The following is a 22,822-nucleotide window of genomic DNA, read 5'->3' on the forward strand; positions in this document are numbered from 1 at the left end:
GCGATAGGGACGGCAACAAGCGCAGTAGAAGTTTTCTACACGGGCGCGGGCCTGTTCCTCGTCGCAGTTATTGTCAGGCTCGTCAACATCTGCCTCAGGAACGAGCCGCTGATACCAGTAAACGAACGCCGTCGTAAGCGTTGGCCCAACATTTCAAAGTACTAGCAGCCAGTCGGCGAATAGCAGGAGCGGGACGCGAGTGCCCAGCCGGCCGACCCACCTTCAGAACTTCGGCAAGCTTCTCGGTCAGGACGCCGGCGCTACACGCGTTTCTTGCTCGGCAATGTATCGGGCGTCCGGACCGGCGACCGCGGTGATGGTCTCCTCGGCGCACATCGCCGCGCCAACGGTCGTACGATCTCCCGCGACCAGCTCCGGTCTGCACCGGCATACCCCTCCGGGTCCTCGCACCAGACCCAGCCGGCACCGTCGGCCTTGCGGTGGTCCTCGACGACCTTGGCGCCCAGGGCGAGCACCCGCGCCAGTTCCTCGTCGCGGGTGGTCTGCGGCATCAGGTCGAAGTGCATGCGGCTCTTGGCCGTCTTCGGCTCCGGCACCTCGATCAGCAGCAGACCCGGCAGGCCCTCGGGGGCCCGCAGCAGCACCTCGCCGTCGCCGGGGGCGCACTCGGCGTCCATCGGCCAGCCGAGCACCGCCTCCCAGAACTTGCCGAGCTCGTAGGGGTCGTTCGCGTCCAGAGTGATGTTGCGTATCACGGTCATGGCCGCAACTTTCGCGTCAGCGGCGGCCACGGCGCAAATCCCTTGAGGACCGGCCCCACCCCGCCCCGCACCCCGCCGACCGTATACTGGACCGGCGGCGAGTCGGCGAGGCGACCGCGGCGTCGGACCCCCGACGTCGAGGAAAGTCCGGACTCCACAGGACAGGGTGGTTGGCAACACCAACCCGGGGTGACCCGCGGGACAGTGCCACAGAAAACAGACCGCCCGCCCATCCGGCGCCAGCCGGGCGGAGCGGGTAAGGGTGAAACGGTGAGGTAAGAGCTCACCAGCGCCCGGGGTGACCCGGGCGGCTAGGTAAACCCCACCCGGAGCAAGGTCAAGAGGAGCGCGGGAAACCGCTCTCTGCGCAGGTGTTCGAGGACGGTCCGTCCGAGCCTGCGGGTAGACCGCACGAGACGCGCGGCGACGCGCGTCCTAGATGGATGGTCGCCACTGCGCTTCGGCGCAGGACAGAATCCGGCTTATCAGCCGACTCGCCGCCTGACCTGTGGAGACAGGTCGAGTCTGTCGGTTAAGTCTCGGAGACCTCTTGCACGGTTTCGCCGAGGACTTCGCCGACCTCGGCGATCGACATGCCCTGTGCCGGCAGCAGGGAGGCCACATGGTGGCGCAGCTGATGGATGCCGGTGGACTTACCCGGATCGCGCCGGACGATGTCGACACGGATGCCTACGGTGGCGCCGTGCTCGATGACGGACTGTTTGTAGCCGCCGTCGACCCAGGCCAGCGACACGGTCGGGGCGACGGCGGCCACGTGGTCCAGGACCTGCTTGCCGGCCGGGGAGTCCTGCACGCTCGCCGCCGACAGTCCGAGTGCCACCAGCAGAGCAGCCGCTTGAATGCAACGGCACCGCCAGCACCTTGACGGCCCTGGGAGTGACGATCAAGTCTAGGGCCGTCGGGCCGCCGACCAACCAGGCAATCGGTCATGCACGACTGGGATGATCGTGCGGTCGGTGCCAGACGGGACGAGGATCGGGTGCTCCAATGGTCTATCGGTTGAAGTTCTTCTGCCGAGCAGGTGAGATCGGTGCCGAGGAAGCGATGACACGCCTTCTCGACGAACTACGCGCCACCGGCGACCCTCTGCTGGGTGAGTGGTTGGGTCCGTTCGGTGACGGCGTGGCTGCCTACTCCCTGGCGACGAGGGGGCCCGACGGGACAGCGCGGGCAGACTGGCTCGCCATCGAAGTGCACGTCGGAGTGGAGCAGATCGCCGACTCGGTGATCCACGCAGATCCCGACTGCGACAAAGGCGTGTGGGGCTGCGACCTGCTCGCCGAGATCTCCCTGAGCGGAAGCAATCCCGACTGGGAGCTCGTCAACCGGATCTGGTCAGCGGCGGCCTCCCACTGGTCGGCCGTTGCCTGGGACGAGATGTCCGGCTTCGACATCCAGAACAGCGCTCCCGAGACCGGCTGATCGCGTCCGACCCGACAGCCCCCATCATCGTGAGCACCCCAGCACCTAGGGAATAACGCGATCGCCCACACTGCGGGTCAACCGCCCCGAGGAAGTAGGGGATGACCCTGCCCTGGTAGCTCCACGCGAAGCTGTCGGCCGACGCGAGGTGCGGGCCGTAGATCCCCAAGCCTGCGGTCTTCACACCGATTCTCTGCCCGACAGGTGTGTCGGAATCGGCCGCTGACGGGAAGCTTATCGAGCTGTTGATGTTCGGCTCCTTGGAATCGTGGGCCGAGCGCAGGCCGCGGCGTGCCTTGTCCGCGTCCACCAGCGCGATCCCGGGCTCGCCGGGAGCTGTGGCACGCAGGTGCGGTGCCGGCAACTCTGACGGTGTCGACAGGTTCATCCCCGTCAGCCCCGGCCAGCAGCACCCCGAACCCCCACGCCTCCTTCAAGCTCAGATGCGCCGACGGAAGCGACACCTCCTCAGCGTGACCGGCGGCGTCCGACTGCCAGTGCTCGAAGAGTCGGTCTCTGGCGCGGCGGACGATGCCGCGGGCCAGCACGCTGATCTGCTCGAACTCCTCGGCGCTGTAGGGCTGGCGAGCGCTCGTGCCGCGATTTCTGAGCATGCGGGCCAGCGCCTGCTGTGCCGCAGGCTTGACTACCGGGCTGTAGCGCAGCAACGCCCGCAACGTCGCGGTCAAACCCTCGCCGGACGGCACTCGGAACGAGTGCGCGAGCATCGAGGCGTCGGCGGCCGACAGCTGGCCGAGGCCGGTCAGCTCCGGCCGTGTCTGCTCGATCCACCGGGCGGCTTGCCGTGCCGCCTGCCACAGGTTGTCCGCGCCTTTCACGCGCTTCCAGGTCCCCAGCGGACCGGTGGCCGCCTCGAACGCAACCGCGAGGTCCTCGGCGATCTCCGGGCGACCAGGCACCATCGCGAAGTCATAGCCCAGTGCGGCGGGCCGGTGGGCTCCACCCGGGCGGTGGCTGCTCGGCCGGTCGTCCGCTGATGCGGCGGCGTCGATGCTCTGTGCTCGTCGCGCACCACCGGGCCGACGGGCAGCGACAAATATGCCTTCGGCATACTGTCGTCCTCCGGGCCTCTGAACTGCCGCTTTCGGTAAGGTTCCCAGGTGACTTCGAACGAGCGTTGGCTCATAGTCGGCCTTGGCAACCCCGGCCCCTGGTTCGCCGGGACCCGACACAATGTGGGCTTCTCCGTTGTCGGACATCTCGCCGAGCGTGCGGGAGCCCGGTTCAGAATGCGCGGACCGCGCTGCCGCCTGGCAGAGATCGGGGTGGCCGACCGGTCCGTGCTGTTGGCGAAGCCGCTGTGGACGATCAACCAGTCGGGCCCGCCGGTCGCCGGGCTCATGCGCTCTCACGCGGTGCCTGCGACAAGACTGCTCGTGGTTCAAGACGATCTGGACTTCCCGTTTGGTGTCGTCCGCCTCAAGCGAGCCGGTGGGCCCGGTGGTCACAACGGCGTGCGCTCGGTGTCCGACGCCGTCGGCACCCATGACTACCTTCGGCTGCGCTTCGGCGTTGGCCGTCCCGTCAAGGGGCAGAAGATCGGCCGGTTCGTTCTCGGCCGGTTCACCACGACCGAGGCCGAGCAGTTCCCTGACTTGTTGGAACGGTGCGTCACCGCGGTCGACAACCTCATCGAACACGGTCTGGACAAGGCGCAGACGGCACTGCACACCCGCTGACAGCACCGTCCCAGTCGCGGCCGAGTGCTCGGGCTCGACGCCGGTTTCCAGGCTGAGCGGCATCCCGTTTGAGGCGCGGAATGTGCCGGGTTCCTGAATGTCGGCGATGATCTCTAACCATGCGGGCATGGGATTCAACGGAGAGGTCCTGGTCGGCCGCGGCGAAGCGTTCATCAGCGCGCTCAGCCAGTTCTGGAACTGGGAGGAGGAGGTGAGCGCGGACTGGCCGCTGCGCGATGGTTGGCGGGCGGTGCATGTCCGGACGCCGGCGTTCGGTGAACGAACTGGCAGAGTTCGCGCTTGCGGCGCCAGTAGACCAGGTCTGCGCCGGACATGACAAACTTGTCGCAGTTGTGGCAGTCGACGTTCCAGGGGCAGGCACCGCCTTGGACGATGGGCCGGAAGGTGCAGAACCCGCCCTCGGCCGGGGTGGTGGTGTGGCTGAGATCCAGGGCCAGTGCCTTATCCGTAGGGCGTCGCTCGCGTGCACCACATACTGCCGTGCAGCACCCGGTGAAAGAGGGGCAGGAAGTGACGCGGCGGCCTGGTATCCGGCTGTGTTCCGTTCGCGCTCGTCCTTCGAGAACAGGCGCAGATCGCCCGACCGCACCAGGTCCTCCAGCGCAGCCTCGAAAGCGATGCGCTTGGGACCAAGTCCTCGGCCGCGCCGAAACGGTCACGTGGAGGCCTTCCCGCGGGGCGCGGTATCTGCTGTCTGCTCCACTTGTTCTTCGGCGTCGGAGGCGAACTCCGGTGCAGATAGCGGTCCTTCAGCCTCGTGGCTTCTGCTGGTGCGCTGGCGAGTCCTGTAGAAGCAGAGCGTCATCTGTGACCATCGCTCTGGTCTCCTGCCGCCTTGACCTGCTTGCGGTACACCCCGGGTGGCGATCCGAAGCGTCGTTTGAAGGCTTTGGCGAAGGCGAACTCCGACGTGTACCCCGTGCGTTCCGCGATCGTGCTCAGCGCGGCCGGCGACTGGTGCAGCAGCCGCGCTGCGGTGGCCATGCGCCAGTTCGTCAGGTACGTCAACGGTGGCTCGCCGACCACTGAGGTGAAGCGGCGGGCGAATGCGGCGCGGGACAGCCCGGCGTGGGTGCCCAGCGATTCCACGGTCCAGGGATGGCCGGGGTCGTCGTGAATCGCTTTCAGCGCCGGGGCGACTGCCGGGTCGGTCAGCGCGGCCGTCCAGCCCCGGGTCCGGTCCTTCGGCACCTCGGCGTACCACGAGCGGAGGATGTACAGCAGCAGCAGGTCGATGAGCGCCGTGACGACCGCGTCCGAGCCCGGCTGCGGCGCGTGGAACTCAGCGCACAGCTGGTCGACCGCCGAGCGCAGCACCGGGTGGCGGCCGGGAACTGCGGGGAGGTGGATGACCTCCGGTAGATCGGAGAACAGCGGATGCGGGCGATCGACGTCGATGGCGTAGGCGCCGCACACCAGCACGGTGCGCGGCCCGGGTCCGTCTATGGTGACCTGGCCGATCGGTGAGGAGCGGTCCACGCGCTCCGGGACGAAGTCCACCGGATCGCGGCCGGGCACGTCGCACAGCGTGTGCCCGCTGCCGCGTCGGAGGAACACGATGTCGCCGGGGCTGAGCGCGAGCGGCTGGCCGTGCGGTGGCAGCAGGTGGCAATGCCCTTCCACGACAACATGGAATCCAGCTCCTGAAATGGGCTGGAACCGTAGGGCCCACGGGCCGTGTGCGTCGGTGCGCGTCACCATCGGGCGTCCCGTGCGCAAGACTTCGAGGGTGTCGCTCAGGATGTCCATGGCGTCACTCTAGCGCCTGTGCAGCGAGACGATATGACAGGGAATCGAGATCTTCAGCCATTCATCGTCTCGCCATAGAGCCGTAGGTTCATTCCAGCGCGGTCGCCGAACCCCGGCACCGCATCGACGAAGGAACGGATCGGCATGGCTCTCACCGGCAAGAAGATCGTGATCATCGGTGGCACCTCCGGCATCGGCTTCGCCGTGGCCCGACAGGCCGCGGCGGCCGGCGCGCACGTCGTAGTCGCCTCCAGCAACCAGGACCGCGTGGACGCCGCGACGAAGCGGTTGGGCGAGCCGGCCGAAGGCCACCGCCTGGACGTCGCCGACGGCGACGCCATCGCCGCGTTCTTCGAGCAGGTCGGCGAGTTCGACCACCTCGTATACACCGCAGGCGAATCCCTGGTGATCAAGCCGCTGTCCGACACCACCCCGCAAGAGGCCAGGGCCGTCTTCGAGCGCCGATTCTGGGGCGCGTTCCTCGCCGCCAAGCACGCCGCGCCGCGACTGCGCCCCGGCGGCTCGATCACCTTCAGCTCCGGCGTCCTGGCGGTCCGCCCCATGTCCGGAACCGCGGTCACGGCAGGCATCACCGGCGGCATCGAGGCTCTATCCCGAGCACTCGCCGTCGAACTCGCCCCGCTGAGGGTCAACGTGGTCCGGCCCGGCGTGATCCACACAGAGTTGTGGGACGGCAGCGTCCCGGATCCGCAGGCTTTCCTCCAGGACCACGGCTCCGAGCTGCTCACCCGGCGTGTCGGTACAGCCGAGGAAGCCGCGGCCGCCTACCAGTTCGCTATGTCCAACGCCTACGTCACCGGTACCACGATCGCGATAGACGGCGGCGCAGCACTGGTGTGACCGCCGGTGTGCAGCAACTGCACCCTCCCCGTCACCATGGCGAACCCGGCGAGACGTCAGCACTTCATCCTCAGTGGCACGCTTCAGACCTGGGTGTGGCACCGGGAATCTGTCGCGGCCCAAGCCACGGTCTTCAGTTGCCCTCGACCCTCAAACGCACCGCCCGCGATCAGGAGGCTGCGATCCGCGCCCTTTCTGACTAGCTGGCCGCTGCCCGCGAGAATGACCGCTTCGTCGACCGCCGCATCGTTGACCTCGAGACCCGCGTGCTGGACATGCAGCCATGACAAGGTGCAGCTCACCGCTGCCGAGAAACAAATTGGCAGCCCGCGCACGCGGCGGTTACCGTCGGCCGCATGGTCGAAGAATCCAGCTCGCTCACATGGCGGCCGCTCACCGTCGAGGACGCCCAGGCGGCGGCCGACCTGCTCAACGCCATGGAGGCCGTCGACCGGATCGGCCAGCTCTACACCGCACAGGACACTTTGCAGGAGTTGATCGACCCCTATTTGGACTTGGAGCGTGCGACCCTCGGCGCCTTCGACGGCGACGTGATGGCCGGCTACATGAAGGTCAGCTACAAGCCGGCCACCGACGACGTCCACCGGGTCCTGGTCAACGGCGGGGTCCACCCCGACCACCGCCGCCGTGGCATCGGCACCGAACTCGTGGAGGCCGGGGTGGCGGCGGCGAAGGCACTGCACGCACGACACAGCCCGGCGACGCGGCTCGTGATCGATCTCTACCGGGCCGAGCACATCGCCGGCGTGGCCGAACTGTTCCGGTCCCAGGGCTTCGCGCCGGCCTGGTACGACCAGCAGATGGAGCATCCGCTCGGTGACGCGATCCCCGAGACGATGGTCCCCGACGGGCTGCGGGTCGAGCCTTGGACGCAGCAGAACGACGAGGAGTTCCGGATGATCCGGAACGAGGCGTTCAAGGACGCGGGGTTGGCGGAGACGCCCGTGGACAGCTGGAAGAACTGGATGATCAACCACACCTTCCAGCCCGAGGTCAGCTTCCTGCTCCGGGATATGGCGAACGGGGCTCCGGCGGGCATGCTGCTGACCAAGTGCTGGGAGGCCGACACGGCGGTCACCGGCTTCCGCGACGCGACCTTCTTCCTCATCGGCACTCTCCGGGACTACCGGCGGCGCGGCGTCGCCAGCGCGCTGATCGGCCACGCGCTGCGGGCCGCCGCGAATCAGGGCTACGACCGCGCAGTCTTGCGCGTGGACTCGGCGACCCCTTCCGGGGCGTTCGGGATCTACGAGAAGGCAGGGTTCGTATCCAAGTCGCGGTTCGTGCGCTGGGCGCTCGAGAGCTGAACGATCCGGCGTGGTCGCCGGCGAAATAGGGCGAACTGCTTCATCGGCGACAGGCTGACTCGGCATCAGCCCTGCACCCGTCGCGGACATATCCGCTATGTCCCAGCGCAGCTCAGAGGCGATACGAACACCGGGCCACCCGGAAAATTCGTAGAACAGGAGCCGGGTCGAATGATCCGTACAGCCTCGGCGATGGTGAACCAGAGTCCTGAGCTTTCACCGGTGATGCCCTTCCGTGTTCCGGCATCGGAGATGTCCTCCCCGACCCGAAGGAGATCGCCGCCCTCGCCGAGGCCCGCGCTGCGGTGTACGACCGCCTGGCTGCCGACCACGCCGACGACGACCAGGCCGATCGGCGCCGCACTTTGGGCCAACGCGGAGAGGCTTGGTCCTGGGTCCACAAGGCCGGGTCGGCCGGACCTTAGGTGCGTTTGAGAAGTGGGCGGGTCCATCATGGAGCCTGTGACGGCTGCTTGGACTTCTCGCTCTGGTGTCACTCCCAACTGGGCCCAGTACTACGACGAGATTGTGGACCGCCACGGCCCGATGCTGACAGCGGCTGTCGGACGCTGCCTGACCGGGATATGGACTCCGACACAGGGCCTTCTGGGTCGCCGTTCTGCACACGCCTGGGGCAGCCGCTCGCCTATGCTGTTCGTCTTCGAAGGGCTCCAGCTCGAGTTCGCCTGGCACGTCGAGTCGCGGATTGTCACCTACGCTGAAGTGGACACGGCCGTCCTGGCCGAGCAGCGCGGCGACCCCGAGGGCTGGTATGAGCTCGGCGACGACCCGGCAGACCCCGCCGATCTGGCGGCGCTGGCCGGCCAGCGGCTGTGGGCGGTGGAGGTGCTCGAGGTGGACGGTGAGCGACTCGACCTCGGCTTCGCCTTCAGCCGTAGCTACCTGGCCATGACCTCCGCCTGTTGCTGCACTCTGATGCTTTCCTGCGGCCCGCAACAGCGCCGTAGGTTACGTCTGGCAACGGCCGGGCCGACCAGCGACGGGTACCCGCCCAAGGGGGTCGTAGCGCCGCGAGGCCGACCAGCCTGGCCACCGCACGGCACCGACCCGTCCCGGGTCTGGACAGGACGGCCCGGGTCCGGGAAGCACTGAGCTCGCATTCGAACACGGCCTGGGCCGCGCCAGCGGAGCCGTCCGTCGGATCTGTAGATTTTTCTCCACCACTCCCAAAGAATTCTGACCAGTGCAAACGCCAACGACAGCCGACTCGCTGCCTGATCCGTGAAAACAGGTCGAGTCTGCCGATTTGGCCGTTAACCCGGCCGGGCAGCGTCGGCCCGGGGCGGGTCAACGAGGGCGGGATCCCTGCCCGCTTCAGTGATCGTAGAGAAGGCGCAGAAGACCACCACACGGCGCGCTGCCACCCACAAGATCTCCGCGGGCCGACGCCGTGACCGCTCGCTCAGGCTGTCGTATTGCTCGTCGACGAAGCCAAGTAAAGCAGGAGGCTGCCGATCGCTAGGGCTCCGACGATCAGTACGACGGTCAAAGCCGACCGCAACCTTGGCCGCAACGGAGCTAGCAGCCAGGACATGGCCACGATAGCCAGCCCCGACGGAAACAGCACCGCAAACCTGAAGAGGAGCTCCAGGGAGTTGTTCGCCAACTCCTCCTCACTCTTGGCATAGGACCCGAGCCCATGGAAGCGTGTCAGGAAAACGATCCAGGCAGCCATCGATACGACGACGTACGTCCCCGTTCCGATGATCGGCCACTGGTAGCGACGCACATACTTGTCATTCACACCTTGGTGACGCGAAGAAGACTTCGGCGGTTGCCTCAGCCGTCGGCGACGCCACTCCCAGTACGGCAGCAGGAGGTTGTTGTTAGGGGAGTAGCTGTGAGGATGGGGTCAGCGGCCCGGCAGTGCTCCTTCGTGCCTTGATCGCTGGGCTGCCGTCCTCAGGTCAGCCGCTCGCCGCGATCCAACGTTCGGACCAGTCCGTGAGGTAGTTCCGATATTCGGGGTCCAGACAGTTGTCCCAGTCGTCGGCCGAGCGATGTTCCCACTCCGCAGGCTCGTCGCCGGGCATGTCGTCGTCTTTGTCGTCGAGCCACCAAACCGGGTACATCTGTGCCCGGTGGACAAGGCGGTTCCGCCAGAACAGGTCGACGCGCTCGATCTCCGGATGCGGCGGTGTCCCGTCGTCCGCCAGCAGCGGTTCGAGCCAGGACGGCTCGAAGTCCGGGGCGCCGGTCGCGTGTCGCGCCGGGGTCGTCGGGGTCGTCAGCTCGAACGGATGGACGGCCGGCCTGCCGGGTTCCCATCCGGCGTCCTTGATCCAGGCCGAAGGGCCTTCGCGCATGTCGGTGCGCTCGTTCAGGCCCTGGTAAGACCCGCGCGCCGTCGACTTCCACATGCGCGGGCCGACTTCGGACCAGGTGTCGGCGGCATCCGGTGGCTCGGGGAGCGCCGCGCGGGGCCCGGTCACGATGACGTGATCGAACCCGTAGCGGACCGGGCGGGAATCCAGCGCGTGGAAGTACTCCGCACGCAGGCTGTGCGTGATGGTGTCGGGCCAGCCGCCTTCATTGCTGAACCGCTCCCACATCGAGTCGAACTCGTCACCGCGGTGCTCCCAGAACTCGGGCCATCCGGGGTTCTTCGCACTTCCCAACTGCACGTCCAGCCAGCATCCATTCGGTCCCGACGCGGCCGTCACCGGGACCCAGTACGAGCCGTTGTCCGCCTTCATGGCGGCGAGGATCTCTTCGGCGACCGCTCTGGTGAGCGGCTTGCCCGGCTTGGCGAACACGCGCACGGCAGAGGTGAAGATGTTGGACACAGCCGTCACGCCGTCCCGGCCCGCAGACGTCCCGAGTTCACTGCGGCACGTCACCCCCGACCACACGGTCCCGCGCCGCCGCGAACAACTCCGGCAGCGGCCGGAACGGCCAGTCGAAGCTGTGGTGCAGGGACATCGTCCTCAGGAGGGCGAGCTTCCAGGCCTCCATAGGCCGCGCATATTTGTAGTCGGCAGCCTTCTCCCATGTGCCGGGCAGGAACACCTTGCGCCCGGACTTCGGACGCTTGTCCTCCACGACCAGGCCCCGGGCCAGGATCTCGGACACCGCGTCCTTGTGCTGGGCGGTGCTCCAGCCGTTCCAGATCCGAACCTGCGCGTCGCTCGGATGAGGCATGGCCAGGAGTTGGAGGTACAGGGCCGCGGCGTCGGTGCTCAGTCCGAAGTGGCCGGCCAGGTCCGCGACGATCTCCGGCGCGCTGGCGCGGGGATCGGCCTCGCGCGCCCCGGCCGCCAGCCCGCCCGATGCCACGCGCTCGACCATGCGGTCACATTCCGGGCCGGTGAGGAACCGGACCGCGGCGAGGGTGCCCAGATGCCAGGTGTTGAGCGCGTCGAGTTCGGCGGTGCGGGCGGCGTCGACGCGGTACCGGGACGGCCGGAAGTAGAACCAGGACTTGCCGGCGCGGTGGGCCACGACGATCAGGCCGTCGTCGAACGTGACGTCCGGCAACGGAACCGGACCGGAGTAGGGGACCGGGCCGAATCGTTCCGCCAGCGAATCCACGGACCTGTCGTTGTGGATGGCGTACAGCAGCAGGCCGGGATGGGCGAACCGCTCGCGGAGCAGCCGGACGGCCTCCGGGATGCCGGCCCGCACCGGATCGCCCTCGGGCAGCGCGGCGTAGGCCCAGGCTATGGCGTGGGTCAGGCCGGAAAGCCAGCGGTCGAACTCGTGGACCGTCTCCCCGTCGCTGGTGATGTACGCCACGGCGTCTTTTTCGCGCCCGGGCCTGAGCCAGACATCGATGTCCCGCGTCAGAATCGGCGATCGGTCGGGTCCGGCCAGGGCGGACAGGATCCGGCGGATGGAGCGGTCCGGGGACAGGTTCGGCGGTGCGGCGCTGAGTGTCTGTTCGGGCACCGCCGCACCACCGCCGAGCTGAGTCGTCCACGCGCGGGCCAGCCGTTCGGCCACGGCGACCATTCCGCCGGGCCGCCACAGCTCCGCCGGATCGTCCGGCAGGACCCCGGTGAGCACGGTCAACCGCTGATCGGCCGTAAGCCACGACACCTCGCGGGCGATCTCGCCGCCCTGCTTGGCGTCGATGCCCAGCACAGCGGCCGCCTCGGGAGACAAGGTGGCGCGGTCGTTGCGGCCGTCGGCGCCGAATATTCCGGCCAGCACCATCTCGGCGCCGCCGCGGCTCAGGCCCGTGCCCCGGTCGACGAGCGCCGCGGCGGCCGCCGGGTCGTGCGGGACCGGCCCGTGCTCGCAGAGCTGGTCCAGCACCCGCCGCAGTCGTTCCGCGGTGCCCCAGCCCACGGAGCGTTCGGTCACGGTCTCCACCGGGCCCAGGGACGGGGGCTCGGAGCCGGTCGCGCCGTCGGTCACGGCAACGAACGGCTCGGCGGTCCGGTGCGTGTGATACGACGCCAGCGCCAGGCCGTGCTCGTCGGCCGCTACGTCGCGGTCCAGGTGCGCGGTTCCGTGGTAGATGCGGGTACCGGGATCGGTGAACACGGATTCGGCCCAGACTTCGAGGAAGGCCCTGAGCATCGCGCGGCGCTCGGCATGGGTGGCGGGCGAGACGGCGCGCAGCACGGCCCACTCCACGCGGCCGGCCAGGCTCATGGTCACGCCGAACCCGCGCGCCTGCTCGACGGTGTCCGGGGCGGTGCCCTCCCGAAGAGCGCGGGTCAGCACTCGGATGGTGTGCAAGGTGTTCGGGACCCGCCGGTGACCTCCCCACGGTTCCCTGACCTCGTCGAAGTCATGCACCGCCGAATGCATCTTGGGGCCGTCGAGCGGGTGCCGGTCGGTCTCGGTCCCGGCCGGTTCGGGGAGGAATCGCCGGAGCGCGGGAATCGTCCACAGCCGGACCGCGTCGCCCTTCTCCGCCCAGCTCCGCAGGATCGGGGCGAACCGCGGATCGGCCGCCGTCGCGGCCAGGTCGTCCTCGGGCCCGCGGAGCCGCAACCACGATTCCAAGGCCAGACCGCTGCCCGGGGCCAGGTCGGCGACCGGGACGCCGTGGGCCAGACAGGTCTCCAGCACGTTCACGTCCACGTACTTCGCCCAGTAGTCCGGTCCATGCAGCCGCACCGGTACGCCGTCTTCCCGCAGAGCCTGCGCCATCCGCACGATCAGTTCGCTGATCTGCGGCACCAGCAGGGCTGTGGACCGCTTCCTGCGGCGCAGGGTGGCGTTCATGTTCGGGTGCCAGACGGTCCGTTCCAGCCACGCCGCCCGGCCTCCAGCCGGCTCCGCCCCGGGCTCGGCGGGCCCGAACAAGCCCGCGCTCGCCCCGCATCCGTCAAGGAACTCCAGCCACCAGCCGTCGAGTTTCTCCGGCTCGGGCAGCAGATTCAACAGCAGCCCACGTGCTTTGGGCGACTCGGCGCAGACCCGCACCAGAATCGGCTCCCATGTGGTCCACAGCGCCACGGCCGACTCCCCCAGGGATTCGGCACCGACCAGCTGTTCCACCAGGTCGCGGTGGGCCGCAAGCTCATCGCGCTTCGCAGCCTTGGCGAACGCCGACACCTGTTTGGGCAGCTGCGGCCACGGCGCCTGCCCGGCGTGGGCACGCAGCACCGCGACGCGGATCAGGGCCTCCAGCGCGGTGTCCGGTTCGGCGCGGTTCGGCAGAGCCTTGACGAAGTCGGCCACGGACTTGGCGCTCAGGACTCCCAGCGCGGCGAAGTCGAAATGCACCCCCAGCCAGGCCTGATCCGTGATCGGCAACCCGTGCTCGGCCTCGGCTGCCCGAGCCCGGGCGAAGAAGCTCGCGGCCCGCTTCTTGTCGCCGTAACTCCGGTCAAGCTTGCGCGCCGCCTGTTCGAAGAAAACCGGAAGGTGCTCGGCGGGCAGGTTGTCGGCGGCACGCTCGTAGCCCGCGGCCACCACGACGGCCTGTCTGCCCCACAGCCCCTTCACCACGGCTTCCGAGGCATCCGCGAGATCGGCCTCGCCGGGCCGGTTGACCAGCGCCCACGCCGGATAGCTCCGAGTGTCCAGCACGGCCTGCGGCACGGGCACGACGGGGTTCCGCTCTCGGTCCCGGCACACCAGCTCGCGGCCGTCCAGGGCTATCTGAAAGCCGTTCTCCACCGGCCACCACGTCAGATCACGGTTCGACATGTCTGAATCATGGCAGGCACTTGCGACACTGGGGCGGCTCGGGCGTATCGCATGCAGACGCTCTGGCCGCCGGTTACCTGTCCGGCCGTGGACACGGCCCGATCCTTCGACGCCGAACTGGCGTCAGGCGGACAACCGTCGCACCAGACGTGTGGGGATGGTGATCGACTCTGGTCTCGGTTCGCCGGGCCCGGTGATCGCCTGAGTCAGGAGATCGACCATGAGACGACCCATCTTCTCGATGTCCTGGTGGATGGTTGTCAGGGGTGGGCTGGTCCGTTCGGCGACCGCCGCTATGCCGTCGAACCCGACGACGGCCACATCGTCCGGGACTCGCCGCCCCTGTTCCCGCAGTACGTCCAGCGCTGCGGCGGCCATCAGGTCGGAGGCGACGAAGACGGCGTCGAGATCAGGGTGGCGTTCGAGGAGAAGGTGCATGGCGCGTGCGGCGCCGTGCCGGCTGAAATCAGCCTCGACGATGAGCGAGTCGGCAAGGTGCGGCAGCTCGTCGCGAAAGCCGAGCAGGCGGTCCACCGACGCGGCCTGGTCCATCGGGCCGGTGATCGTGGCGATCTTGGAGCGGCCCAGGGACTGGAGATGGCGTGCGGCCGTGGCGCCCCCGCCTCGGTTGTCGGCGTTGACGAACAGAACGTCGTCCCCGGCCTGATGCCGCGGCCAGTCGGGCCGGCCGCTGAACACGGCGGGCAGGTCCAGCCCCGTGACTGCGGCCGGCAGTGCGTCATCGGACTTCAACGAGAAGATCAGCGCACCGTCGACGTGACCGCCGGCCAGATAGCGCACCACGCTGTCCCGGTCGGTGGTCCCCTCGAGGAGCAGCAGGACGAACTGCAGGCCGTGCTCGGCCAACGCCTTGCCCACGCCCCGGAAGATCGTGCCGAAGAACGGGTCGATGAAGACCCGCTCTTGAGGCTCGGCCACAACGACCGCCACCGCGTCCGTCCGGCGCGTGACCAGTGATCGGGCAGCCTGATTGGGGACGTATCCCAGCTGATCGATGGCGGCGCGAACGCTCGCGGCGGCGTCGGCGCGGACCCGGTGGTCGCCGTTGATGACGCGGGAAACCGTCGCCCGGGAAACGCCGGCGACGGTTGCGACAGCCTCCAGCGTCGGGCGCGAGCGCGCGGGTGGCCCTACTGTAGACGTCTCCGGCCTCCTTTTTCGCAGCCTCGCCCCACTCCGCCAGGCTGACCGGCTCAGCATCCGACTCCGCAAGGCTACCGGCAGACCACGTCGCCATGCCCGCGGCATACCTGCGCTTGTGCACCAAGATATTGCTCAATTGTGTACGTGACACAGGCTCTACCACGCTCACTCAGAGCGAAGGCCGTCACTCGGTAGCCGCGAGGACATCCAGGAATCGCGCGTGGTCGACCGAGACCGAGATCCGCGTCCGGGTGTCGGCCGCCAGACGTGTACCCCAGGCGCCGCGTTCGCGGTACACCTCGACCTCGCGGAACGTGCAGACGGATTCATCGAGCGCCACGGCCGCGGCGAGCGGGTCGTGGAAGGCCTTGCCGGCGTGGCGCTTGGCCAGGTAGACCCCCATGCCCTCCCGGACGAGCGCCATGCCGGGGGTGAGCCGCCGCGCCGACAGGGCGGCGTGCATCGCGCCGTCGTAGACGACGCCGTGGCAGACGTTCTTCGAGACGAGCACCCGCTCACCGACGTAGGGCGACTCCAACAGCTTCAACGCAGCCTCCGGAGCGCCGTTGAAGTTGTAGGTCCCGCAGGTCTCGCGTCCTTCGAACTTGGGGAGACGGTGTTCGGGCGGCACGACGGAGTCGCCGGCGAAGCCGCCCTGCGCGACCCAGCGGGTGATGCGCACGTCCGGTTCCCGTTCCAGGAGCATGCCGGGATTCTTCAACGGCGCCCCCGTGAGCAGCGTCGCGCCCTCGCTGACGAAGGCGTCCCGGAGCAGCTGCCAGGCCTCGGCGTCAGGCTCGCGGGGCGGAACTCTCCCAAGCCATCGGCGATGGAAGCCCGACACCGGCCTCACGTCAGCGCCGGGCCGGTACGCGCCGACCGGCACGGTCACCCCAAGGCGCCCGAGGAGGTGCTTGACGATACCGATCTGCTCGTCCGATCCAGGCATGACCGTCACCGCCACCAGGCGCGCCCACGGATGCGTCGCGAGGGCACACAGGGTGAAGACGTCGTCGGGGTCGGCGGTCTCCATGTCGAACGCGATCGGAATGGCCATGCCCGCGACCGTACCGATCCGGCGAGACGTACCCAACGGAATATCGCAGCAGGGCCCTGCGATCGGCTGCGATACGGCCGAACCCCAGCCGCCACGAGAACAGAGCCCCATCAGGATGGATGCTTATCGATTTCTCCGGACGGGACTTGGGGGAGCACCGCGACGGGACGCCGTTGGACGCCGCCCGGCTAGTGTCGTTCGGCCTGGTAGATCTGCTGGGCGGCGGTCACGGCGCGGGCGCGGACTCCGTCGAGGTCGCCGGATGCGAAGACGACCAGTTTCTGAACCTCGCCGGCCTTCCATACCACTGCGATCGTGGCGTCGGGGGTGTTGGAGGTGTCGAGGATGACGACGGCGTCGGGACTCAGTCCGGCCACGGGCTGGACGGCGTTCGGGTGGCGGGTGATTTCGCTGACCTCGGTCTGGACGGTGACGTCGGCGCCCACCCATTTGTCGATGGCCAGCGTCACGCCGTCGCCGTAATCGTCGCCGTGGAGGCTGTAGCCGCACGTGGTCGGCCCTTCGACGTCGGCGGCCGGCACCGGCTTTCCGAGGATCTGGCCGGCCAGGGACTGGGGCAGCAGGTCGCAGGGGGAGGCGGAGGACGTCTTCGGCGTGGAACCGGCCGAGCCGGCTGTCGCCGTCGCGCCGGTGGCCGCGATTCCCCCGGCGACTGGCGCCGCCGAGGTGCCGGAGCCGCCTGCGTTGTCGGAGCCGTTGGAGCCGCTGCGATCACCACCGCAGCCTGCGACCGCGCTTACACACGCCACACCGACCGCCGCCATGACGGTGCGCCCCGGCCTGCGTCGCGTACCACTCATGAGACCCCTCCCCTTCCCCAGGCCGGCCGGCGCCCTCGCCGAACGGCTTCCGATGCCGCTGAGCTGCCAGTCTCGCCGGTTTCGGGGGCCGGCAGAACCCGGATTCCTCCGGGGTCCGGTCCGATGGTGATTGCGGCAGGATGGGGCTGTGGCAGCACCCTCACCCGCCCCCGTCGCCCAGCCGTCGACACCGCACGCGGTATCGCCCGGTTCCCGGCTCAGGACGCTGGCGCTGCGCTACCGGATCGGCGACCGGACGGGTCTGCCGACGACCGCCGCGGGGGCGGAGCTGGCTGTGGTGATCGCGTTCGTGTCACTGCGGATCGGCACGTTGCTGGAGATCCTGCCCGCTGCGCCGCACGGGTTGCGGCAGGCGTCCGGCGGCGGCCTCGACGCGGCCCTGATGGGTGTCGCCCTGGTCGAGTCGGCGGCGATGTGCGTGCTCGCGGTGCGGCGGCGACGGTATCCGGTGGGCTGGTGGGGTTGCGTCGATGTGGTGGTCGCGATGGCGGTGCTGTTGTGCGAGCCCTGGTATCTGCGCAGTGAGGACTGGGTCGGGACGTGGACCGCCTGGGGCGGCGCGCTCAGCGTGAACGCGGTGTTCGGGGCGGCGATCGGGTTCCCGGCGCGGTGGCAGACCGTGCTGGCGACGTGCGGGGTCTCGGTCGCGTATGCGGTGCCCAGCCTGGTCCTGGCCGACGCGCACGCGTCGACGGCTGCCAGCAACCTGGTCGGCTACGTGGTGTTCGCCGTGTCCGCCCGGTCGTCCGCCACCTTCGTGCGGCGCCTGGGCCGGGACGCGGACCATGCGCGGCGCGAGGCCGCCCTCGCGGCCGGGCAGGCCGAGCGCGACCGGCACCGGCTGCTGCTCCACGACCACGCCACGATCCTGCGTCTGCTGTCCGAGCCAGGGCTGGAGCCCGGGCTCGTGGAGGCGCTGCGCCGACAGGCCGCCGCCGGGGCGGTGCGGGTGCGGAACTTCCTGGACCAGCCCGATGGTGTGTCGCCGGACGGGCCGGAGGATCTGGCCGCCCTGGTACGGCGGGCCGGCGAGGCCTTCAGCGATCTGCCGATCGACTATGCCGTGGACCTCGCCGCCGGGGTGGTGATCGCCCCTGCGGTCGCCGTTCCACTGCGCGAGGCGCTGGCGACGGTGCTGCACAACGTGCGCACCCATGCCGCGGCCGGACAAGTCGTCGTCCACGCCGACGCCCCGCCCGGTCTGGACTGCTGGGAAGTCAGTGTCCGTGACGACGGTCGCGGGTTCGACCAGGCCAGCCGCCCTCTCGGCTTCGGCCTGCGGGTCCAGGTGAGCCGCGAGCTGGCCGAGATCGGCGTCGAGTCGGAGATCCGCTCCGTACCCGGCGCGGGCACCGTCGTCCTTCTGCGCGGGAGGCTGGATCATGGATGACCTCGACCGCCGGATCCGTGTCGCCGTCGTCGACGACGACACGGTGATCCGCGAAGGCCTGCCACACCTGCTCCCGGACCTGCACGTGACCGCCGCCGTGAGCAGTGTGGAGGAACTGCTGGCTGCCCCGCCGGAAGCGGATGTCATTCTGCTCGACCTGGTCCTGACCGGAACCGGCCGTACCGGCGTGCGGCAGGGGGCCGCCGCGGTCGAGGCGGTGGCACGGGCCGGATTCCGGACCCTGATCTACACCAACGAACGCCGCCGCGAGGTCCTGGTCGGCTGCGTGGCGGCCGGCGCCCACGGCGTGGTCCACAAAGCCGAACCGCTCGCGACCCTCGCCTCAGCCGTGGCCGAGGTGGCGGCCGGCCGCGTGGTCATCACCCAGGCCCTGGTCGGCCTGGCCGAACTGGCCGAACGCCGCGGCGGCCTGGCGAGCCTGACCCCACGCCAACGCGAGATCCTCTCGGCCAGGGCCCGCGGCGAGACGTTCCGCAGCATCGCCGAACGACTGTTCATCAGCAAGAAGACGGCAGAAGAGCACATGGCGGTGGTCACCGCGAAGTTCGCCGACTTCCTACGCGACCACTCTCCGGCCGACTTGGAATGGGAGCTGGGGCTGGGCCCCGGGGACTTACTCGATCGCCGGCCGATGAGCTGAGCGGACGGCGAGCCGGGCGAGCTGGGGCGACTACCGGCTGCCGTACGGCGGCTGGTCGCCGTAGCGGGGCTGCTCGCCGTAAGCCTGGCCGTAGGGCTGCCCGTACGGCTGCCCGTACGGCTGGCCCCCGGGCTGGCCGTAGCCCGGGTACGGGGGAGCGTCGTAGCCGTTGCCGTAGAAGCCGAAGCCGGTGCCCTTCGGGTTGGGACCGTACTCGTTGTCGGGCTTGCTGTCCTGGCAGCAGAGCACGAGCAGGATGATGCTGCCCACGTACGGGACGAAGCTGATGAAGAACCAGCCGCCCGAGCGGCCGGTGTCGTGCAGGCGGCGCACCGTCACCGCCAGGCCGGGCAGGAAGGTCGCCAGGAAGTAGCCGATGAGGAGCAGCAGCAGTGGCGCGGGCGAGTGCGTCGCGACGGTCAGGATCCCCCCGACGATGCCCGCGACGATCGCGAAGATCGCGGTGAACAGGGAGTACATCCAGTACTCCTTGCGGCGCGCACGACCTTCGAACTGCGCGTACTTCTTCAACGCGCCTATGTACCAGCCCACGTGTTCCTGCCTTTGGACGAGAGAGAGACCCCGGCCGCGATCGACCCGGGTGCGGGCACGCTAGCTTGGGAAAGCTTCGCCGCGCTAGATCGATTGATAGGTTGCCGCATGGATTTCTTCTGCTACCACCGCGACCGGGCCGGGTCGCTGCCACTGCGGCAGGCGCTGCTGGAGGAGCACTGGTCCTATATGGACCGGTTCGAGGAGCAGATGATCGCGCGGGGGCCGGTGTTCGAGGAGGAGGGCGACGACGCGGGCCTGCTCGGCAGCGTGCACATCGCGACGTTCTCCGACGCCGCGGCGGCGAGGACCTTCGCCTTCGAAGAACCCGGATACCAGGCCGGGGCCTATCGGGACGTGATGCTGCGGCGCTGGCGCAACGACCTCGGACGCACGATGTGGGAGTTCCCCGGCGGACGTCCCGACGGCGACGGCTACGTGGTCGTGGGGCTGGGAGTGACGGCTCCGGTGGCGCAGGCCGTGGGTCCGGCGGACGCCGGCGGCCTGGTCGGCGGCCTGATCGCGTACGGTCCGCTGCTGTCGGACGACGGCCGGACCTGGGTCGGCACGGCGGCGCTGCTGCGGGCGCCGGACCGGGACACGGCGCGCGCCGTGCTGGGCGGGGACGCCGGGCGGTACACCGAGATCGAGGTGCACAGCTGGGAGTTCGGCGGGCGACGGTAGCGCCGGTCGGAGGCGCGCGGGTTCGTGGGCGGCGTCAGCGGGCCTCACCTCCCGGGGTGACCAGTCCCGACTCGTACGCCGCCACCACCGCCTGGGTCCGGTCGCGCAGGCCGAGCTTGGTCAGGATCCTGCTGACGTGGGTCTTCACCGTCTCGTCGGTGACGACCAGCTCCGCCGCGATCTCCGGGTTCGACAGGCCCCGGGCGATGAGCAGCAACACCTCGGTCTCGCGCGGGGTGAGCGCGGTCAGACCCGGACTCGGCGGAGGATGCGGCGGAGGATGCGGCGACCGGGTCACCGAGACCGAGGCGGCAGTGCGCGTCTCACCCGCGCCGGCCGGAGGCCCGGCCACGGGCCGCAGCCGGGCGAACTCGCTGATCAGACGCCGCGTGACGCCCGGCGCCAGCAACGCCTCGCCGGCCGCGACCACGCGCACCGCCTCGAACAGGCGCTCCGCGGTGGCGTCCTTGAGCAGGAAGCCGCTGGCGCCGGCGGACAACGCGTCGTAGACGTACTGGTCGAGGTCGAACGTGGTGAGGATCAGGATCCTGGGTCCGCCGTCCCGGCGCGCCGCCGCCTCGGTCACGACCCGGCGGGTGGCCTCGATCCCGTCGGTGCCCGGCATCCGCACGTCCATCAGCACCACGTCCGGCCCCACCTCGCGGCACAGCCGCACCGTCTCCTCACCGTCGGCCGCGGTGCCGACCACGGCGAAGTCCGGCTGGGTGGCCAGCAGGGCGGCGAACCCGGTGCGCACGACGTGGTGGTCGTCGGCGATCACGATGCGGATCGGCGGCGCCGCCTCGACGGTCTCCGGACCCCGCGGCGCGGCGGTCATCGGCCGCCCCTGTCGGCGGGTGTCGCGACCGGGTCGGCCGGAAGCCAGGCCTCGACCAGGAAGCCGCCGGCCGGACCGGGACCGGCGGCGAGCCGGCCGCCGACGGACGCGGCGCGTTCCCGCATGCCGGACAGTCCGTGGCCGCCGGCCGTGGCCGCCGACTCCGCGTCCCTCGACGTCGCGCCGGTGCCGGCGTCCAGGATCCGCAGCCGCAACGCCTCGGGGGCGAACCGCAGCTCGACGTCGACCGGGGCCCCGCGGGCGTGGCGGCGGGCGTTGGTGAGCGCCTCCTGCGCGATCCGGTACGCGGCCAACTCGACCCCCGGGTCGAGCGGCGTGGGAGAGCCGGAGACGATCAGGCGGGTGGCGGTGCCGGAGGTGCGGCGCGCGTCGTCGACCAGCGTCAGCAACTGGTACAGCCCGGGCTGCGGATGCCGCTCGGCGGCCTGGTCCGCCGAGCCCACGTCCTCCTTCAGCACGCCGAGCAGCCGCCGCATCTCGGTGAGCCCGGCACGCGCGGTGTCGCCGATGGCGAGCAGCCGCTCGGCGCCCAGCGGAGGCAGGCCGGGGGTGGCGAGCCGGGCGGTCTCGGCCTGCACCGCGATCATCGAGATGTGGTGCGCCACGACATCGTGCAGCTCGCGCGCGATCCGGGCCCGCTCCCCCCGCGCCGTGTGCTCGACCAGCGAACGGGCCACGGCCTCCCGCGCCGCGTGGTGCACGCGCGCCTGGGTCCGGGCCTGCGCCGCGTTCCCCGCCAGCGCGGCGGCGGGCGCCAGCACGCTGAGACAGACGGCCAGCACGCCCGCGTCGGAGTCGCGGGCGCCGGCCAGCGCGATGACCGCGAACGGGAGCGCCAGGACGGCCGGCGCCGCGAACGCCGCCCGCCGGAACCGCTGCGCGTCGGCAGCCCAGCCCAGCCGGTACGCCGCCAGCACCACGGCCAGCGCCGCGCCCACGGTCGGCGACCGGGTGGTGGCCACGGCCAGGACCGCCGCCGCGCTCGTCGCGGTCGCGGCCCCCAGGGCGCCGAGGAAACCGAGCGGGACCGTCGCGCACAGCGCCAGGAACAGCGTGCTGGGCAGCGTCGCGGGCGTGGCCGTTCCGTCCGCGATCCGCACCGACGAGCGGATCAGCGCCTCCGCGGACGCCGCGACGGTCAGGGCCACGACCGGCAGCGCCGGGACGTGCGGCGCCTCGACCAGCCGGCGGCCGCGCTCGGACCAGGTCGCGGAATCAGGCGGCTGAACCGGGGGAGCGGAGGACTGCGGCCGGGCCGGCGACAGAGGGTCCGCGTCGTGCGGCGGGGCGTGCGAGCTGCCGTCGCCGCCGGACCCGTTCGCGGTGCGGCCGGCGATGGGCGGGGCCGGCGGAGGCGATGGCGGAGGCGAGGGGGGAGGCGATGGGGGAGTGGGCGGCCCGGCGACGCCTCCGACCCCCGTGACGAGGCGCGCCGGCCGATCGGGGCCGGCACCCGCCCCGGCTCCTCCCGCGGCGCGCGCCACCACTGCCGCCGCGCCCGGCCGGTCGTCACCCGTCGGCGCCGCGGGGCGGTCTCGGCTCTCGCCGCGTTCCTGGAGCATGCCCTCATTCTGGTCGGCGGGGGGCCGGGGACGCCTCCCCCACAGTGGGGATCGATCTCCCCCATACGGGGGACGTGCAGGATTGCTCGCTCGCGGGA

21 protein-coding genes, 1 other RNA gene and 1 pseudogene are annotated in these 22,822 nt (G+C 70.0%); 10 read left to right on the forward strand and 13 right to left on the reverse strand.

Features of this window, described 5'->3' with window-relative positions; all coding sequences use genetic code 11:
* Nucleotides 1-260: 260 nt before the first annotated feature.
* Nucleotides 261-722, reverse strand: a complete 462-nt coding sequence (locus tag ABD466_RS22140) for a VOC family protein (RefSeq protein ID WP_344659040.1) — start codon at nucleotides 720-722, stop codon at nucleotides 261-263.
* A gap of 98 nt (nucleotides 723-820) precedes the next feature.
* On the opposite strand from ABD466_RS22140, the gene rnpB reads away from it, so the two are divergent.
* An RNA gene (gene rnpB / locus ABD466_RS22145) (RNase P RNA component class A) lies at nucleotides 821-1,223 on the forward strand.
* A 31-nt stretch (nucleotides 1,224-1,254) separates the two neighbouring features.
* Here the strand turns inward: rnpB and ABD466_RS22150 are convergent.
* Complete coding sequence (locus ABD466_RS22150) at nucleotides 1,255-1,563, reverse strand: hypothetical protein (RefSeq protein WP_344659041.1); 309 nt, start codon at nucleotides 1,561-1,563, stop codon at nucleotides 1,255-1,257.
* Between the two features lie 167 nt (nucleotides 1,564-1,730).
* On the opposite strand from ABD466_RS22150, the gene ABD466_RS22155 reads away from it, so the two are divergent.
* Nucleotides 1,731-2,165, forward strand: a complete 435-nt coding sequence (locus tag ABD466_RS22155; protein WP_344659042.1) for a hypothetical protein — start codon at nucleotides 1,731-1,733, stop codon at nucleotides 2,163-2,165.
* A 77-nt stretch (nucleotides 2,166-2,242) separates the two neighbouring features.
* Here the strand turns inward: ABD466_RS22155 and ABD466_RS22160 are convergent, their stop codons facing one another.
* A complete protein-coding gene (locus tag ABD466_RS22160) occupies nucleotides 2,243-3,088 on the reverse strand; it encodes a hypothetical protein (RefSeq protein WP_344659043.1) in 846 nt (281 codons plus the stop codon).
* 198 nt (nucleotides 3,089-3,286) lie between these two features.
* Between ABD466_RS22160 and pth the strand changes: the two genes are divergently transcribed.
* Both pth and ABD466_RS22170 read left to right on the forward strand, forming a co-directional pair.
* Complete coding sequence (gene pth, locus ABD466_RS22165) at nucleotides 3,287-3,865, forward strand: aminoacyl-tRNA hydrolase (RefSeq protein WP_344659044.1); 579 nt, start codon at nucleotides 3,287-3,289, stop codon at nucleotides 3,863-3,865.
* A 127-nt stretch (nucleotides 3,866-3,992) separates the two neighbouring features.
* Nucleotides 3,993-4,202 carry a hypothetical protein gene (locus tag ABD466_RS22170; protein WP_344659045.1) on the forward strand — a complete coding sequence of 70 codons (210 nt, stop codon included), beginning with the start codon at nucleotides 3,993-3,995 and terminating at the stop codon, nucleotides 4,200-4,202.
* Nucleotides 4,203-4,687: 485 nt separating this feature from the next.
* On the opposite strand, the gene ABD466_RS22175 is transcribed toward ABD466_RS22170, so the two are convergent.
* Nucleotides 4,688-5,635 carry an AraC family transcriptional regulator gene (locus tag ABD466_RS22175; protein WP_344659046.1) on the reverse strand — a complete coding sequence of 316 codons (948 nt, stop codon included), beginning with the start codon at nucleotides 5,633-5,635 and terminating at the stop codon, nucleotides 4,688-4,690.
* Between the two features lie 144 nt (nucleotides 5,636-5,779).
* Here ABD466_RS22175 and ABD466_RS22180 point away from each other — a divergent pair, with 144 nt between their 5' ends.
* From ABD466_RS22180 to ABD466_RS22190, 3 genes are all read left to right on the forward strand, one after another.
* On the forward strand, nucleotides 5,780-6,496 hold the full coding sequence (locus tag ABD466_RS22180; RefSeq protein ID WP_344659047.1) for an SDR family oxidoreductase: 717 nt from the start codon (nucleotides 5,780-5,782) through the stop codon (nucleotides 6,494-6,496).
* Between the two features lie 356 nt (nucleotides 6,497-6,852).
* Nucleotides 6,853-7,824 (forward strand): GNAT family N-acetyltransferase, encoded by a 972-nt coding sequence (locus ABD466_RS22185; RefSeq protein WP_344659048.1) that lies wholly within the window; start codon nucleotides 6,853-6,855, stop codon nucleotides 7,822-7,824.
* A 648-nt stretch (nucleotides 7,825-8,472) separates the two neighbouring features.
* Complete coding sequence (locus tag ABD466_RS22190) at nucleotides 8,473-8,937, forward strand: hypothetical protein (RefSeq protein ID WP_344659049.1); 465 nt, start codon at nucleotides 8,473-8,475, stop codon at nucleotides 8,935-8,937.
* 310 nt (nucleotides 8,938-9,247) lie between these two features.
* Here the strand turns inward: ABD466_RS22190 and ABD466_RS22195 are convergent, their stop codons facing one another.
* The 6 genes from ABD466_RS22195 to ABD466_RS22220 form a co-directional block, all read right to left on the reverse strand.
* Entirely contained in the window at nucleotides 9,248-9,589 is a 342-nt protein-coding gene (locus ABD466_RS22195; RefSeq protein WP_344659050.1) for a hypothetical protein, read from the reverse strand.
* 163 nt (nucleotides 9,590-9,752) lie between these two features.
* Entirely contained in the window at nucleotides 9,753-10,631 is an 879-nt protein-coding gene (locus ABD466_RS22200) for a P-loop NTPase family protein (protein WP_344659051.1), read from the reverse strand.
* Nucleotides 10,632-10,668: 37 nt separating this feature from the next.
* Nucleotides 10,669-13,953: a hypothetical protein gene (locus ABD466_RS22205; RefSeq protein ID WP_344659052.1), complete on the reverse strand. Its 3,285-nt coding sequence runs from the start codon at nucleotides 13,951-13,953 to the stop codon at nucleotides 10,669-10,671.
* Between the two features lie 123 nt (nucleotides 13,954-14,076).
* Nucleotides 14,077-15,174 (reverse strand): LacI family DNA-binding transcriptional regulator, encoded by a 1,098-nt coding sequence (locus tag ABD466_RS22210; protein ID WP_425558702.1) that lies wholly within the window; start codon nucleotides 15,172-15,174, stop codon nucleotides 14,077-14,079.
* Nucleotides 15,175-15,301: 127 nt separating this feature from the next.
* Nucleotides 15,302-16,174 carry a nucleoside hydrolase gene (locus ABD466_RS22215; protein ID WP_344659053.1) on the reverse strand — a complete coding sequence of 291 codons (873 nt, stop codon included), beginning with the start codon at nucleotides 16,172-16,174 and terminating at the stop codon, nucleotides 15,302-15,304.
* Nucleotides 16,175-16,362: 188 nt separating this feature from the next.
* A complete protein-coding gene (locus tag ABD466_RS22220; RefSeq protein ID WP_344659054.1) occupies nucleotides 16,363-16,995 on the reverse strand; it encodes a hypothetical protein in 633 nt (210 codons plus the stop codon).
* Between the two features lie 148 nt (nucleotides 16,996-17,143).
* Between ABD466_RS22220 and ABD466_RS22225 the strand changes: the two genes are divergently transcribed.
* Both ABD466_RS22225 and ABD466_RS22230 read left to right on the forward strand, forming a co-directional pair.
* Entirely contained in the window at nucleotides 17,144-18,406 is a 1,263-nt protein-coding gene (locus tag ABD466_RS22225; protein ID WP_344659055.1) for an ATP-binding protein, read from the forward strand.
* On the forward strand, nucleotides 18,399-19,067 hold the full coding sequence (locus ABD466_RS22230; protein WP_344659056.1) for a LuxR C-terminal-related transcriptional regulator: 669 nt from the start codon (nucleotides 18,399-18,401) through the stop codon (nucleotides 19,065-19,067). Before ABD466_RS22225 ends, ABD466_RS22230 begins: the two co-directional genes overlap by 8 nt.
* A 195-nt stretch (nucleotides 19,068-19,262) precedes the next feature.
* Here the strand turns inward: ABD466_RS22230 and ABD466_RS22235 are convergent.
* Nucleotides 19,263-19,619: pseudogene (locus tag ABD466_RS22235) on the reverse strand (DUF805 domain-containing protein); the annotation flags it as partial.
* A 108-nt stretch (nucleotides 19,620-19,727) separates the two neighbouring features.
* Here ABD466_RS22235 and ABD466_RS22240 point away from each other — a divergent pair.
* Nucleotides 19,728-20,303, forward strand: coding sequence for a YciI family protein (locus tag ABD466_RS22240; protein ID WP_344659057.1), 576 nt, complete (start codon nucleotides 19,728-19,730; stop codon nucleotides 20,301-20,303).
* A gap of 34 nt (nucleotides 20,304-20,337) precedes the next feature.
* Here ABD466_RS22240 and ABD466_RS22245 read toward each other — a convergent pair whose 3' ends face one another.
* Entirely contained in the window at nucleotides 20,338-21,141 is an 804-nt protein-coding gene (locus tag ABD466_RS22245) for a response regulator (RefSeq protein ID WP_344659058.1), read from the reverse strand.
* Nucleotides 21,138-22,724, reverse strand: coding sequence for a sensor histidine kinase (locus ABD466_RS22250; protein WP_344659059.1), 1,587 nt, complete (start codon nucleotides 22,722-22,724; stop codon nucleotides 21,138-21,140). The genes ABD466_RS22245 and ABD466_RS22250 overlap by 4 nt, the downstream gene beginning before the upstream one ends.
* Nucleotides 22,725-22,822 lie beyond the last annotated feature (98 nt).

It is taken from the genome of Catenulispora subtropica, from assembly GCF_039531675.1.
In the GTDB taxonomy this organism is placed as follows: domain Bacteria; phylum Actinomycetota; class Actinomycetes; order Streptomycetales; family Catenulisporaceae; genus Catenulispora; species Catenulispora subtropica.

Excerpts from the sequence above, each read along its gene's own strand:
- ABD466_RS22140 (WP_344659040.1), bottom strand. The coding sequence starts at position 722 with ATGACCGTGATACGCAACATCACTCTGGACGCGAACGACCCCTACGAG.
- ABD466_RS22155 (WP_344659042.1), top strand. The coding sequence starts at position 1,731 with ATGGTCTATCGGTTGAAGTTCTTCTGCCGAGCAGGTGAGATCGGTGCC.
- ABD466_RS22160 (WP_344659043.1), bottom strand. The coding sequence starts at position 3,088 with ATGGTGCCTGGTCGCCCGGAGATCGCCGAGGACCTCGCGGTTGCGTTC.
- ABD466_RS22170 (WP_344659045.1), top strand. The coding sequence starts at position 3,993 with ATGGGATTCAACGGAGAGGTCCTGGTCGGCCGCGGCGAAGCGTTCATC.
- ABD466_RS22175 (WP_344659046.1), bottom strand. The coding sequence starts at position 5,635 with ATGGACATCCTGAGCGACACCCTCGAAGTCTTGCGCACGGGACGCCCG.
- ABD466_RS22180 (WP_344659047.1), top strand. The coding sequence starts at position 5,780 with ATGGCTCTCACCGGCAAGAAGATCGTGATCATCGGTGGCACCTCCGGC.
- ABD466_RS22185 (WP_344659048.1), top strand. The coding sequence starts at position 6,853 with ATGGTCGAAGAATCCAGCTCGCTCACATGGCGGCCGCTCACCGTCGAG.
- ABD466_RS22190 (WP_344659049.1), top strand. The coding sequence starts at position 8,473 with ATGCTGTTCGTCTTCGAAGGGCTCCAGCTCGAGTTCGCCTGGCACGTC.
- ABD466_RS22205 (WP_344659052.1), bottom strand. The coding sequence starts at position 13,953 with ATGTCGAACCGTGATCTGACGTGGTGGCCGGTGGAGAACGGCTTTCAG.
- ABD466_RS22210 (WP_425558702.1), bottom strand. The coding sequence starts at position 15,174 with ATGCTGAGCCGGTCAGCCTGGCGGAGTGGGGCGAGGCTGCGAAAAAGG.
- ABD466_RS22215 (WP_344659053.1), bottom strand. The coding sequence starts at position 16,174 with ATGGCCATTCCGATCGCGTTCGACATGGAGACCGCCGACCCCGACGAC.
- ABD466_RS22220 (WP_344659054.1), bottom strand. The coding sequence starts at position 16,995 with ATGAGTGGTACGCGACGCAGGCCGGGGCGCACCGTCATGGCGGCGGTC.
- ABD466_RS22230 (WP_344659056.1), top strand. The coding sequence starts at position 18,399 with ATGGATGACCTCGACCGCCGGATCCGTGTCGCCGTCGTCGACGACGAC.
- ABD466_RS22240 (WP_344659057.1), top strand. The coding sequence starts at position 19,728 with ATGGATTTCTTCTGCTACCACCGCGACCGGGCCGGGTCGCTGCCACTG.
- ABD466_RS22245 (WP_344659058.1), bottom strand. The coding sequence starts at position 21,141 with ATGACCGCCGCGCCGCGGGGTCCGGAGACCGTCGAGGCGGCGCCGCCG.
- ABD466_RS22250 (WP_344659059.1), bottom strand. The coding sequence starts at position 22,724 with ATGCTCCAGGAACGCGGCGAGAGCCGAGACCGCCCCGCGGCGCCGACG.